13 protein-coding genes are annotated in these 12,920 nt (G+C 68.4%); 7 read left to right on the forward strand and 6 right to left on the reverse strand.

Annotated features, from left to right (window positions below; all coding sequences use genetic code 11):
* Positions 1–58 precede the first annotated feature (58 nt).
* Positions 59–502 (reverse strand): helix-turn-helix domain-containing protein, encoded by a 444-nt coding sequence (locus RTL41_RS15400; protein ID WP_183772278.1) that lies wholly within the window; start codon positions 500–502, stop codon positions 59–61.
* Between the two features lie 253 nt (positions 503–755).
* Here RTL41_RS15400 and RTL41_RS15405 point away from each other — a divergent pair, with 253 nt between their 5' ends.
* Positions 756–995 (forward strand): hypothetical protein, encoded by a 240-nt coding sequence (locus RTL41_RS15405; protein WP_312165948.1) that lies wholly within the window; start codon positions 756–758, stop codon positions 993–995.
* Positions 995–1,219, forward strand: coding sequence for a GDCCVxC domain-containing (seleno)protein (locus tag RTL41_RS15410; protein WP_183772282.1), 225 nt, complete (start codon positions 995–997; stop codon positions 1,217–1,219). Before RTL41_RS15405 ends, RTL41_RS15410 begins: the two co-directional genes overlap by 1 nt.
* Positions 1,220–1,484: 265 nt before the next feature.
* Here the strand turns inward: RTL41_RS15410 and RTL41_RS15415 are convergent, their stop codons facing one another.
* Positions 1,485–2,645, reverse strand: coding sequence for an IS110 family transposase (locus tag RTL41_RS15415; protein ID WP_267231309.1), 1,161 nt, complete (start codon positions 2,643–2,645; stop codon positions 1,485–1,487).
* A 322-nt stretch (positions 2,646–2,967) separates the two neighbouring features.
* On the opposite strand from RTL41_RS15415, the gene RTL41_RS15420 reads away from it, so the two are divergent.
* From RTL41_RS15420 to RTL41_RS15430, 3 genes are all read left to right on the forward strand, one after another.
* Positions 2,968–4,914, forward strand: coding sequence for a ParB/RepB/Spo0J family partition protein (locus RTL41_RS15420; protein WP_183772284.1), 1,947 nt, complete (start codon positions 2,968–2,970; stop codon positions 4,912–4,914).
* A gap of 493 nt (positions 4,915–5,407) precedes the next feature.
* Positions 5,408–5,719: a DUF736 domain-containing protein gene (locus tag RTL41_RS15425; protein ID WP_183772286.1), complete on the forward strand. Its 312-nt coding sequence runs from the start codon at positions 5,408–5,410 to the stop codon at positions 5,717–5,719.
* A gap of 64 nt (positions 5,720–5,783) precedes the next feature.
* Positions 5,784–6,686: an ArdC family protein gene (locus tag RTL41_RS15430; RefSeq protein ID WP_183772288.1), complete on the forward strand. Its 903-nt coding sequence runs from the start codon at positions 5,784–5,786 to the stop codon at positions 6,684–6,686.
* Positions 6,687–6,729: 43 nt separating this feature from the next.
* On the opposite strand, the gene RTL41_RS15435 is transcribed toward RTL41_RS15430, so the two are convergent.
* Complete coding sequence (locus tag RTL41_RS15435) at positions 6,730–7,371, reverse strand: hypothetical protein (protein ID WP_183772290.1); 642 nt, start codon at positions 7,369–7,371, stop codon at positions 6,730–6,732.
* A gap of 252 nt (positions 7,372–7,623) precedes the next feature.
* Here RTL41_RS15435 and RTL41_RS15440 point away from each other — a divergent pair, with 252 nt between their 5' ends.
* Both RTL41_RS15440 and RTL41_RS15445 read left to right on the forward strand, forming a co-directional pair.
* Complete coding sequence (locus tag RTL41_RS15440; RefSeq protein WP_183772292.1) at positions 7,624–8,142, forward strand: plasmid mobilization protein; 519 nt, start codon at positions 7,624–7,626, stop codon at positions 8,140–8,142.
* Positions 8,139–9,149: a relaxase/mobilization nuclease domain-containing protein gene (locus RTL41_RS15445; RefSeq protein ID WP_312165950.1), complete on the forward strand. Its 1,011-nt coding sequence runs from the start codon at positions 8,139–8,141 to the stop codon at positions 9,147–9,149. Before RTL41_RS15440 ends, RTL41_RS15445 begins: the two co-directional genes overlap by 4 nt.
* 278 nt (positions 9,150–9,427) lie before the next feature.
* Here RTL41_RS15445 and RTL41_RS15450 read toward each other — a convergent pair whose 3' ends face one another.
* The 3 genes from RTL41_RS15450 to virB11 all read right to left on the reverse strand — a co-directional run bounded on the left by RTL41_RS15450 (position 9,428) and on the right by virB11 (position 12,919).
* A complete protein-coding gene (locus tag RTL41_RS15450) occupies positions 9,428–10,093 on the reverse strand; it encodes an LPD7 domain-containing protein (RefSeq protein WP_183772294.1) in 666 nt (221 codons plus the stop codon).
* The gene (locus RTL41_RS15455; RefSeq protein ID WP_312165952.1) at positions 10,086–11,750 is read right to left on the reverse strand and encodes a type IV secretory system conjugative DNA transfer family protein; all 1,665 of its coding nucleotides are present in this window, start codon (positions 11,748–11,750) and stop codon (positions 10,086–10,088) included. Before RTL41_RS15455 ends, RTL41_RS15450 begins: the two co-directional genes overlap by 8 nt.
* Before the next feature lie 170 nt (positions 11,751–11,920).
* Positions 11,921–12,919: a P-type DNA transfer ATPase VirB11 gene (gene virB11 / locus RTL41_RS15460; protein ID WP_312165953.1), complete on the reverse strand. Its 999-nt coding sequence runs from the start codon at positions 12,917–12,919 to the stop codon at positions 11,921–11,923.
* Position 12,920: the final 1 nt, after the last annotated feature.

The raw sequence follows: 12,920 nt of genomic DNA on the forward strand, positions 1-12,920 counted from the left end.
GGCCGCCGCGGGCCGCTCGACGGCGCGTCCCGCCGCGCATGCGCGGCTCCTTGCAGCCTCACATGGGGATTTTAGTGTCAAGGCAGTCCCGCGACGGCCCATGTTCCGCATAGAGGGATTGGATCAGCGGACAGCCGGGGTCCTGCCCAGCGTCGCAGGCCCGCACGGAGTCAGCCAGAACCCGCTCCATACGCCTAAGGTCGGCGATCCGCGCTCGGACATCCGTCAGGTGCGATGCGGCGAGGGTTCTCACCTCGGCGCAGGAGGCTTGCCCACCACCGGCCAAGCCCAGCAGGGCGCGAACCTCATCCAGCGTAAAGCCTAGCTCACGGGCTCGCCGGACGAAGCCCAGCCGGCCAACGTGTTCACCGTCATAGCTGCGGTAGCGGCCGCGTCGCGGTGGGGGCGGCATCAGGCCGATCCGCTCGTAGTAGCGGATCGTCTCGATGTTGCAGCCCGTGCGGCGTGAGAGTTCGCCGATCTGAATCGCCTGTTCAGCCATGGAGCGCAGCTTTCGATTAGGGCTTGAGTCTGTAGTCACTACAGATGGCATGATGGTTCCTGTTGGACCAGGAGACGATCCCATGACGGCGAGCAGCGGGATTCAAGCCCGACGAGATGGACAGGGTCGGACGCCCGCCGAGACGGCTCTGAGCTGGACGGCGGTCGCCGCCGGGGCCGGCGCAGTCTTCGCCTGGGCTGCATGTTGCGTCCTGCCGATGTCGCTCGCGCTGGCGGGGCTAGGCCTGGGGGGCATGAGCCTGATCGCGGAGCAGCGCAGTTGGATCACCTTCGCCGCGTTGGCGGTGATCGGCGTGGGCTGGACCCTTACCTGGCGGCGGGCTCGGCGGTGCCGGGTCGACAGCGCCTGCGCTGCGCCGTCGCGGCTCGGGATCGGCCTGCTCGGCGCGGCCACCGTGCTGGTGCTCCTCGCCTTGATCTGGCAGCCAATCATCGAGCCCTGGGCTCTGACGCTGATCAGGAGCGCCCGGTGATGGACGCCGTGCAGATCCTGGCGCGCTCCACGCTCACCTGTCCGCACTGCGGCCATAAGGCGACAGAGACCATGCCGACCGATGCCTGCCAATATTTCTACGACTGCCAGGGCTGCGGCGCCGTCCTCAAGCCCAAGGCAGGCGACTGCTGCGTCTACTGTTCCTACGGCGACGTGCCATGTCCGCCGATCCAGGAGGACGGCGGCAAGGCATGCTGTGGCTGACAGGCGCCGCGGCGCTAGTTTGGCATCGACATTTGGAATCCAAGTCCAAGCCCGGTCCACGACCTGGCCGCTACCGCGCCAGATCAACCTCACATTCGGTCGCCACGTCACCGCGGCTGCACCCATATCCCGCATTCGCAGGTGTCGGGCTCAGAGGACGAGACCATTCTTCATTCCGGCTGATTAGGCCATGGCTGCAATCGGTTCGTCCGCCTGGATCCGTCAGGGTCGACTAGCCCTGCGGATTTCGTCGAGAGCGTCGTCTCTAGGCCTGTTGCACGACAGCTCCCTCGATGACGACGCCCTGCGTCACGTACTTCCAGAACGCCACCAGAAGCTTGCGCGCCAGCGCCACGATCGCGGACTTGCGCATGCGCCCGCCGTTGCGCTGAACGCGGTCTAGGAACCAGACGCTTAGCGCCGAGCCTGGCTGGTGCCGCGGCCACAGCCAGGCGACCTGGATCATCGTGGTCCGCAGTCGGGGATTGCCCGCTTTCGATACACCCTGTTCGTGGTCGATCGACCCGCTCTTCCAAGGGGTTGGGGCTAGCCCTGCGTAAGCTGCGAGCTGCCTTCTGTTGTCGAAGCGCCGATACAGCGCCTCCGACCAGAGTACGGCGGCGAACTCCGGCCCGATGCCCTTCAACCGGGCAAGCATTGTCGCCGGCGTCGGCGCCTCTGAACTCGCTGGCTCGACGAGCGCGTCGCGCTCCGCCTCCACCGCCTTCAGCTGGGCCAGCAAGATCTCGAGCCGGTCGAGTTCGCGTCTGATCTGGGTTTTAAGGCGGGCCGGCATCGGTCGGCCATCGCCGGTCGTCAGTTCCTCCAGCCGGGTCCGGCGGTTCCGGCGCAGGGGATCGTAGTCGAAGATTCCCTGGGCGCAGAGCAGGCCCTTGATCCGATTGGTGTGCTCGATCCGCTCGATCACCAACGTCTTGCGCTCGCGGCAGAGACGGCGGCGGTCTTCTTCTTCTGGCGTCGGCGCCCGCACCATTGAGCAGACGCGCGGCTCGCCACGCTTGTAGGCCATCAGCGTTCGGACCAACGTCTCGCCGTCGATCCGGTCGGTCTTGGCCCGCCGCCGCCGGCGGGAGGTCAGGATCGAGGCGGCATCGACCACGTGGCTCTCGATCCCTTCGTCCTCCAGCACGCGGTGGATCCAGAAGCCGTCCAGCCCGGCCTCCTGGATGGCGATGATCGGAAAGCTGCGGCCCAGCCGCGCGCTGGCCTTCTCGTTGAGCTGGGCGAACCGCCCCAGCAGTCCCGCGAGGTCGCCGGCCGGCACGACGTGCTTGGACAGCTTCTCCCCAGCGCCCGGCGACAGGGACGTGATCAGCCAGGTCGATCGGCTGAGTTCGAGAGATACGAAGATCGCGCCGAGATCGGTGCGGATGGCGCTGTGCTCGGGCGGGGAGTGATCGTGCATGGGTCGGGCTCCAAAGGGGTGAGGGTTCGGCGACCTCACTCTGCTGGAGCCAGAGCGGAGCGCACTACCCGCCCCATGGGATCTTCCTTGTTCGCGGCGAGCCAGCTCGCCGCCGTGCTTAGGGCTCCGCCCTCGGCGCGCTGCGGGGCGCCTTCCGCCCAGCTTCGGTTCGCGCTGGCCAAGACCGGCGGCTGCATCGGCATGCCCCTGCAGCCGGGTCCCCGCGAAGGCGCCCGCTCCGCTTGCACACCCGGTCTCGCCGACGGGCAGGGCTGCGAGGCGCGCCCTGCGCCTCGCAGCCCAACCCCAAAAGGAGGTCGTCATGACCACGAACGGCGAGATCGTCACTGGGACCGAGATCGAAATCCCCCTCAACAAGCTCAAGAAGTCGCCGCGCAACGCGCGCAAGGTTCCGCACAGCGACGCAGCCATCGAAGCGCTGGCGGCGAGCATCGGCGCCAAGAAGCTCCTTCAGAAGCCGGTGGTGGAGCCCGAACGCGACGACGCCGGTGGCCTCACCGGGTTCTGGCTCGTGACCATCGGGGAGGGGCGGCGGCTGGCGCTGCGGATGCTGGCCGCGCGGGGTCAAATCAAGAAGGCGCATTTGGTCCCGTGCGTGATCGATACGGAGTTCGATCCGCAAGAGATCAGCCTAGACGAAAACGTCACACGCTCGGCCATGCATCCAGCCGACCAGTTCGACGCGTTCCGCGATCTAAACGAACGGCTCGGCTGGGGCGCCGAGGAGATCGGGGGGCGGTTCGGGGTGTCGGCCCACGTTGTTCGCCAACGCCTGCGGCTCGCCACAGTCAGTCCCAGGCTGATGGGCGTCTATCGCGAAGGCGGCCTGACCCTCGATCAGCTCATGGCGTTCGCCGTGAGCGAAGATCACGAGCGCCAGGAACAGGTCTATGAGGCTCTATCCTACAACCGTTCGGCCAGCTTCATCCGGCAGGCGATGACGGAAGCCAAGGTGCGGGCCGAGGACCGGCGCGCGGTCTTTGTCGGCGTCGAGGCCTATGCCGAGGCAGGCGGCATGGTGCTCCGCGACCTCTTCACCGAGGACGGCGGCGGCTGGCTGGAGGACGTGGCGCTGCTCGACCGGCTGGTGGCCGAGAAGCTGGCCGCGCAGGCCCAGGCGCTACGGGATGCGGAAGGTTGGAAATGGGCCGAGGCGCATCTCGACTACCCTTCCGGCCACGGCCTCGCGCGTGTCTATCCGGTTCAGATCGAGCGCGGCGCCGACGATACCGAGAAGATCGCCGCGATTAGCGCTGAGTACGACGCGCTCACCGAGCAGTGGGCGGCGGTGGAGGACCTGCCGCAGGAGGTCGAGGCGCGGCTCGCCGAGATCGACGCCGAGCTGGACGCCTTCGGTGATGGCTATGCCTACCTCCCGGGCGACGTGGCGCGCGGCGGGGTGTTCGTCGTACTGGCCTGGGATGGATCGGTCCGGATCGAGCGCGGCTTCATCCGTCCCGAGGACATGGCCCCCGAGCCCGAAGTCGAGGCTGGGGAGGACGCCGTGTCGCCAGAGCGCGAGGGCGACGGCGGCGCCCAGGCGGAGGACGATGAGGACGGCGGCGCTCCGCTCTCCGACCGGCTGGTCGCCGAGCTGACGGCCTATCGGAGCGCCAGCCTGCGCGACGCCTTGGCCGAAAGCCCCGAGACGGCCTTGCTCTGCGTGGTGCACGCCCTGGTGCTGCACACCTTCTGCGGCGCAGGTACGGCCAGCTGCCTCGACATCCGAAGTGCGTCCCGCGCGCTGGCCAGCGAGGTGCAGGGCGTCGAGGACAGCCCCGCCGGACGCCGTATCAGCGAGCGGCATGACGCCTGGGCGCGGCAGGTTCCCGATCAGCCAGCCCTCGTCTGGGCCTTCGTGACCGACCTCGACACCGACAGCCGCATGGCGCTCCTGGCCCACTGCGTGGGCCTCTCCCTCGACGCCGTGCAGGGTTGGCAGCGCCGTAGCTTGGCGCTGGCCCATGCGGATGCTCTGGCGGGACGGCTGGCGCTCGACATGCGCGGCGACTGGCAGGCCGACGCCCGCAGCTATCTCGGGCGCGTGACCAAGGCGCGGATACTCGACGCCGTGGCAGAGGCCGTGGGCGCCGAAGCCGCTGAGCGCCTTGCGGGCCTCAAGAAGGCGCAGATGGTGGAGGCGGCCGAAGGCTTGCTGGCAGGGACCGGTTGGCTGCCTCGCCACTTGCGCACCGAGGACGCCGCCGCCCACGACGGGCCAGACCAGGAGGCTGCGATAGCGGCCTAGAGTCCGGATCGTCTTGCTTGGGCCGCGCATTCCCCGCCGCTGCGCGGCCCTCCTTCTTCCAGGCGGCGCCGGACTGTCGCTCAGGAGCGGGCGTTCGCGCCTTGCCGGTTTTCCCGCCGATCCGCGCCGCATGTCGATGGGGTGAGGCTCAACGCGCTGCAACCAAGCCGCCGTGAGCCGGGCCAGGGCCTCGGTGCTCAAGGGCTATCTCCACGTTCCCCTCCGCGCGCGCCCAGCGCGGCCTGCGATGGCCCGATCTGGCCGGAGGAAATGCGGCTGCGCCGCCGGCCGTCCTGGCGCAACGGCGCTGGCGAGTTTTCTTCCCCTGCCGGCTTCGCCGCCATTCCTCGCGAGACAAGAAAATCTCGCCAGCGCCGTCCTCCGCTCGCGCTGCGGGCCCTGCGGGCTGCGCGGCCGTCCGCCTCCGGACCTGCCGATCGCCATCGAGGTCGCGATGGGCGCGGCCCGAGAGAAGCAGACAGGAGACTTCCCCATGGCCACCATCGGCACCTTCACCCAGCACGAAGACGGCTCGATCAGCGGCGCCATCAAGACCCTCACCCTCAACGTCAAGGCGGCGCAGTTCCGACCGGCGGAGAAGGAAAACGACAAGGCCCCCGACTTCCGCATCTTCGCAGGCCAGACCGAGTTCGGCGCCGCCTGGAAGAAGGTTTCCCGCGAGAACCGCGAGTACCTCTCGGTCAAGTTGGACGATCCGAGCTTCGCCGCCCCGATCTACGCCAGTCTGGTCGACGCCGACGAGGGCTACAGCCTGATCTGGTCGCGCAGCCGCGCCGCCGACTGACCCCGCCAGCGCCCCGCTTCGGCGGGGCGCCGCTCCCCAACAAGACAATCTTGAGGAGGCCGCCATGGCGCGCCCCAACGAGACCGCTCGCCCGGACCTCTACGCCCGGGTCACAGCCAAGATCATCGCTGACCTCGAACACGGGGTCCGACCCTGGACCAAGCCCTGGTCCGCCGAACATCTCGCCGGCAAGATCAGCCGCCCGCTGCGCCACAACGGCCAGCCTTATAGCGGCATCAACGTCCTGCTGCTCTGGGCCGAGGCGACGGCCAGCGGCTTTTCGGCTCCGATCTGGATGACGTTTCGCCAGGCCCTAGAATTGGGCGCCCACGTCCGCAAAGGCGAGAGCGGCGCAACGGTGGTCTACGCCAACCGCATCACCCGCACCGAAGCTGGCGATGGCGGCGAGGACGTCGAACGTCAATTCCCGTTCCTGAAGGCCTACACCGTCTTCAACGTCGAACAGATCGAGGGACTGCCCGCGCACTACCGTGCTCTGGCTGCGCCGGTTCTGGACCCTGCCCAGCGGATCGCTCACGCCGACGCCTTCTTTGCAGCGACTGGCGCCGTCGTTCGTCACGGTGGCGACCAAGCCTACTACGCGATGGGACCAGACCATGTGCAGGTCCCGCCGTTCGAGTGCTTCGAAGACCCGGAGAGCTACTATGCGACCCTGGCGCACGAGTGCACCCACTGGACGCGGCATCCGACCCGGCTCGACCGCGACTTCGGGCGCAAGCGCTGGGGCGATGACGGCTATGCCCGCGAAGAGCTCGTCGCCGAACTCGGCGCGGCGTTCCTCTGCGCCGACCTTGGCCTCGAGCTTTCAGCTCGCGAGGACCATGCCGCCTATCTCGCCAGCTGGCTGGACGTGCTGAAGGGCGACAAGCGCTTCATCTTCACCGCCGCCGCCCATGCCCAGAAGGCCTGCGACTTCCTGCACGGGCTGCAGCCGCGAGCAGACTAGCGACGGTCGGAGCGTGCGGACCCCTCCGCACGCTCCGCACCGCCTAACCGCGTGCGGCCGTCTCGGCCGCCGCTTGCGCCCTGGCCTCGGCGAGCAGGCGTTCGCGGTCGGTCATGGCGAGGTCGCAGGCCGCGCCAAGATCGGAGGTCTTCGCGCAGTACCAGGCGCGCAGCTGGGCCAGGTCGTCATCCCAGGCGAGGGTCTCCAGGAACCCAACGGCGCTCTGGTGCAATCGGCCGACGTTTCGGTCGTTGGCGGCCAGGATGCGATCCTCATGCGGCGTCAGCTTGGTCAACAGATGGCCTTGCGGGTACTGGCTGCGGCTGGCCGCGAGGTAGAGCTGGAAGAGCGCGCCCTTGATCGAGGTCGCGCGGCGATGGCCGGCGGTCTCTTCCAGGCCCCGCTGCCGCTCGATCAAGGCTTGATGCAGCTCGTCCGCCGACGGGCCAGCTTCGAGCGCGTCGAGAGCCGCCACGAGTTCGACGTCGCAATCTGCGCCTTCGTGCAGCCAGCGACGGGTCCGGAGAATTTGAGCCGCCTCGACCGCCATCTGCTCGACCTCGCACGCGACGGCGAGCGCTTGGCGTTGGGCTGGCTTGCCAGGCGCCGGACGACGCCAGCGCTGGCGGACGGCGGGCGTCGTGGGCGCTGAGTGAGCTGCGTGATGATCGACGGCGATGGTCATGGTGGGAGTCCTCTCCTGAAGAGCCGCGTGCGGTTGCGGCGTTCGGGCGGCTTGCTCCGCCTGTCGCGAAGACTCCGTGAATTGGGGCGAACCCTCTGCACCCGGCTGGGGCGCCCGGTTGGGCGGGCGGGGGGGGGGAGGTGCGATGCGTAGGCTTACGCGTCGCGCCTGCCGAGGGGAGGGGGCAGGGTAAGAGCCGTGGTCGAGGGCAGGATAGCCTTGCCGGCGGCGGTGTCTTACGCGAGGCGCAACGTGGCGATCTTCAACGTCCGACTGCCAGACGATCTCGCTGATCGGTTCGACGAGGCGGCCGCCTCGCACGGCGGTCGCTCGGTGGTGCTGCGCCGCCTGATCCATGAGGCCGCCGGGGCTTCGCAGGCCGGGGTCCAATTGCTCGAACGCGGTCGTCCGGCCAAGCTGACGGTGCGCCTGGCCGATCCCGACCTGGCGGCGCTTACCGCCGCAGCGGCGGAACTTGGCCTTACGCCGAATGCCTGGGCCGCCGCCCTGATCCGCCGGCGGCTCTCGAATCGTCCAGCTTTCAGCCGAGAGGGCGAGCGCGGGCTGATGGCCATCCAGACCGAGCTGCGCCGGATCGGCGTGAACCTCAACCAGATGGCCAGAGCCCTGAACACCGAGGTGATGGAGGGGCGGGTGCTGGACCTGCAACTCACCGAGGTCAGAGCTTTCCGCGACGAGCTGCGGGGGCGGCTTTCCGACCTCCGCGCCGCGCTGGCCGGCAACCTCGATTACTGGGAGGCGGCGTGGTGAGCGATTTTCGGACGGTCGAGGGGTTTGAAGACGTATGGCGGCCGGTGGCCCAGCCCCGACGGACCCCCGCTCGGGTGCTGCGGCCAGGTCGCGACGATGCGCGCGCGCGGCTGTCGCGCATCGCGCGACGCGCGCCCGAAGTCATGGTCAAGGTCACCGGCCGAACCCGAAGCGGTCCGCACCTTAAGGCGCACCTGGACTACATCTCGCGCAACGGAATGCTGGACCTGGAGGACGACCAGGGAGCGCGGCTTCAGGGGCGCGATGACGTCGCCGATCTCGCGCGGGATTGGGCCGCTCAGGCCGAACTGGATCGGACCCGCCGGTCCAACTCTCCGATGAGCCATTCGATCATCCTCTCGATGCCGGCCGGCACTGACCCTCAAGCCTTGCGTCTGGCGGCGCGAGCTTTCGCCAGGGAGATTTTTGAGGACCGCTTCGAGTATGTCTTCGCGCTCCACACGGACGCCGATCATCCGCACGTGCACCTGAGCGTCCGCAGCTCCGGTGTGCACGGCGAGCGGCTCAATCCGAAGAAGCCCGACCTGGAGCTCTGGCGCCAGGTCTTCGCCGAGGTGCTGCGCGAGCGTGGCGTCGAAGCCGAGGCGACACCGCGCCGCGCGCGCGGCGTGACGCGGCGGGCTGAACGCCAGGCGTTGCGACAGATGGCAGATCGTTCGCGCGCCGCGGCCGCTGGCCCGAGCCGCGCGCACCGCGAGGCGATGAAGGAGGCCGCCGCCGCCGCGTTCGGCGCTGACGCCGCCTTGCGCCCCTGGGAGAAGATGATCGGGCGCCAGCAGGCTCGTGTGCGTAGCCTCTATCTCCAGCAGGCCGCCTTGCTCGATCGCTCGCCGGACGCCGGTGATCGCGAGCTCGCCGCGCTCGTGCGGGCGTTCGTGAAGGAGATGCCGGCGCCCGATAGCCGGCGGTTGGCTCTGGCGCGTGCGTTAAGGGATCTCAGCGGTCGCTTGGAGCCGCAGCCTCAGGAGAAGGGGCGCGACCGGTAGCTAGGCTGCTACGCGGCTCTCCGGCTGAAGCTCTGGCGGACGCTCTGCCCCCAAGGACGCGTCGCGTGGGGTCTTGGTCGCCTTGGCCTTGAGGGCGGGGCGTCTGGCCGCACTAAGCGGATGGAGATTCTGGCGGTCTCGTGGGAAGGGTGATGATGTCGTCGAACTCGCGCCGACGATTGTGCTCCGCCATCGTGCCCCTCCCGCAGGGAGGATAGTGCGCGCGCCCGCTCGGCCACAATCGCCTTGCGGATCGGTGGGGCGTTGCAGGTCATCCGTTAGCGGTTTCGACTGCGCTCCTTGCCGACTGGGCGCTCGCCCTGATCGCGTCCAACCTTGGTCGGCGCCGGCTGGAACCGGGCGCCGCGTTCGAGCCAATAGGCGATCCGAGCCTTGGCCGCGTCGAGCGCGCGCTTCTGGACTAGCGGGTCGGCGACCCGGCTGCGAACGACCGTCTCGATCATCGCCAGGCGCAAGCGGCCGTCGGGATCCGCCTGCTGCGCGGGAGCCTTGAACTTTTCCTTGTCCTTGGTCGCCGTCGCACGGCCCGCCTTGGCTTCCAGCCGGCGTTCGAGAGCCTGGATCTCCCGTGCGCTCGGACGGTAGCCCTTCGCCTCCAGGCCGGCGGTCCGCATCGCCAGCCACGCCTCGCGCCGAAAGGAGGGATCACCTGAAATGACGACAGTCTCCCAGCCGCGGTGCTGCGCGATCTCCGCCATATGGCGCAGGGCGGCCGGATCGGCGCGAGCGGCGATGAGGCGGCCGCCTCGGTCCCTGAACGCGGGCTGTTTGACGAGACGGTCGACGTAGAAGGCGATCCCGCCCCGTTCCGGTTCGGTCAGGTAGCGGCGACGGAGAGCGTCGGGAACATCGCCTGCGGTTCGAGAGCCGCCCCGACTAACTGGTCGCAGAACGACGTCCGGGGAGGGTTGGTCATCAGCCATTTTTCGGGCTCCTGGACCGTTCCACGCGCTCTGCAGGGATGACGCCGGCGTCGATCACCATCTCCACCCAAGCGACAAGTTCTTCTTCACTCGCCTCGGCCCTGAGGGGGGGCATGCCGATAGTCAGGGGATCGGGCGCGGCGACAGAAGGGACAACTGGGTCGTCCGGCGATCGCTGGGCGGGCTCGACGAGAACGCTGTCGCGGGCCGACAACGAGACGACGGTTGGCGGCGGACTGACCCGCCGACGGAAGGCGCTTTCACGGAAGTATCGGAGCTTGTGCCCGCTGATCGGCGCCATGCCGGCGCGAAACACGAGGAGGCGATCACGCGGCATTTGCAGGAGTTCCTGAGGCAGCATCAGGGGGCGCGGCTGATCCGTCACGGTCATGGAGCGAGCGCCGGGCGAAAGCCCGACGGGACGGCTGCGGGCCCGCCCCTCGAAGGTGTAGGTCCCCAGCCGTTGCGACAGCTCACGGGCCACCTTGAGCTCCTTGGGTGCGAAGACGATCTCGGCGCCGCAATTGGCCATGATGTCTTCGGCGAGCTCGGCGCCATAGACGAACCTCAGTTGGGCAGGGCTTTGCAGGACCGGGAGGAGGCGAAGGCCGTAGCCGGCGACGTACGAAAAGGCGTGAGCGAGGACGCTGGCCTGACCCAGGCGCGCGAATTCGTCGAGCAGGACCAGGACCGGAACCTGATGGCGGCCGCTGGAAGGTAGCGATCGGGTGTTGAGGTCGATCAGCTGCTGAAAGAGCAGCCCGTAGAGCGGGGCGACGCGATCGAGGTTGTCGGGCGAGGTGCAGAGGTAGACGGCCATCTGTCGGTCGCGGATTTGCCTCAGGTCGAAATCGCTGGTTTCGGTGGCCGCCACGACCCGGGGATTGAGCCAGAGGTTCAACCGCGCGGTGATGGTTTGTTTGATCCCCGCGAAGGTGTTTTCGGACGCCGAGCAGAAATCGGTCAGCGCCGCGGCGGCGCCGATTGATAGGCCGGGCGTTTCGGCGCGACGCCGCCTCAGGCATTCCGAGAGGCGGTTGCGAAGGTCGGCCGCCGTCATGAGGCGATAGATTTCCCCGAACGTGAAGGGTGTGGCCGGGGTGGCCGCTATCAGCGCGCCGACGCCGATGAAGCCTGTGCGCGCGGCCTCCGCCCAGAACGGGTCTGTGCGGTCGGGGGAGGGGAAGAGCATCACCGCGATACGCTGCAGCTCGTCGAGCACCGCGATCGGATCGTCCCTGTCGATGTGGCCAAGCGGATTGTAGCGGGCGGTCCGGCCTTCCGGATCCAGCGGATCGAAGCAGGTGACCTGCTGGCCGTGGGCCGCACGGAATCCTGCCGACGCCGCCCAGTTTTCCCGCTTGATGTCGAGGACGACGAGGCTGCCGGACCAGCTCAGCAGGTTCGGTATCACGACGCCGACGCCCTTGCCCGACCGTGTCGGGGCGTAGAGCAGCACGTGTTCAGGTCCCCCGAAAACCAGCAGGCGTCCGTTCTTCTTCCCCACGATCACGCCATAGGTGTTCCTGAAGCCTTCGCGCCGGATATCGGCTTCCGTCGCAAGGCGGGCTGAGCCGTGCAACGGCGGCCGCGGTCGCTTCAACATGGCGCCTGCCAGGACGAACGCCGCGCCAGCGCCGCTTGCCGCGCCGATCATCAACCAAGCCCGCACCTGCGGGGCGCTCCGGTTGTCCCAGATCCATAGCCCCGAGGCCCACACGTCGGTCGAGCTGCTGAGGCCGCCCAGGCCCGCGAGGGTGACGAGGCACCCTAGCCAAACGCCGATCAGGCTTGATGCGCTCGCCAGCGCGACAAGCTGGAGCGGCCCTAGCCGGCGCATCGGCGATCGGGCTCGAACCAGACTTCGACAACCTGAAAGCGCCCCCCGACGCGCCTGACCTGGACGACTATGTCGACGAGCCGACGAAGGAGGTCGTGAATGTCGCCGCGGGGCAGGTCGCGGCCGCCCTGGCTCTCCTTCACGAGCAGGGTCAGCTGTTCGAAGGCTAGCCGGGCGGAGTTGGCGTGGATGGTCGTGATTGAGCCCGGATGTCCGGAATTGACGTTGCGGAGGTAGAAGTACGCGGCTTCATCGCGGAGCTCCTGGAGGAGGATGCGGTCAGGTCGCATCCTCAACGCGCTCTCCAGCAGGGCCTTCGGGCCGATCTGCGCCAGGCCCTGTCCATCCTTTGCATAGAGCAAATGGACGGCGTTCCGATGCGGCGTCTGCAGCTCGCGGGCGTCCTCGATCGTGATCAGTCGCTCGGCCTGCGGAATGAGTCGTATCAATCCTTTGGCCAGGGTCGTCTTGCCGGCGCCGGTCGCTCCGGAAATGAGAATGTTGCGGCGGCTTTCCACCGCCAGCGTGAAGAACGCGCGCCACTCACGGGCGCGATGCAGGTCCAGCAGGCGCTGGTCGAGCGTGTCGGCGGAATTGGACCCGGCGGAGACTTCGTCGAACAGTCCCTCGCCGATCATCTCTTCAAGATCGGCGGCGCGGCGAGAAGGTCTGCGAAAGGTCAGCGAGATGGAGTCCGCAGCCGGCGGCAGGACGATCTGGCAGCGCTCGCCGGTTGGCAGCACGGTGGTGCAGATCGGATGCTGATCCTGGACATCTTGCGCCGTGGCGGCCGCCGCCGCGATGGCGAGCGGACCCAGCCAATCTGGCGACAATTGGGGGGCCTCGATCCAGGTCCAGCGTCCTTCGCGCTCGACTGCGAACTCGCCGGGCTTGTTCACGACGATCTCAGTCACCCGCTCGTCGTCCAGGTGAGCGCGGAACGGATGTAGATAGTGCTCGAGCACGGTGGTGTCGCCGGCGGGCACC

This window comes from Phenylobacterium sp., from assembly GCF_031984885.1.
Classification (GTDB): Bacteria; Pseudomonadota; Alphaproteobacteria; order Caulobacterales; family Caulobacteraceae; genus Phenylobacterium.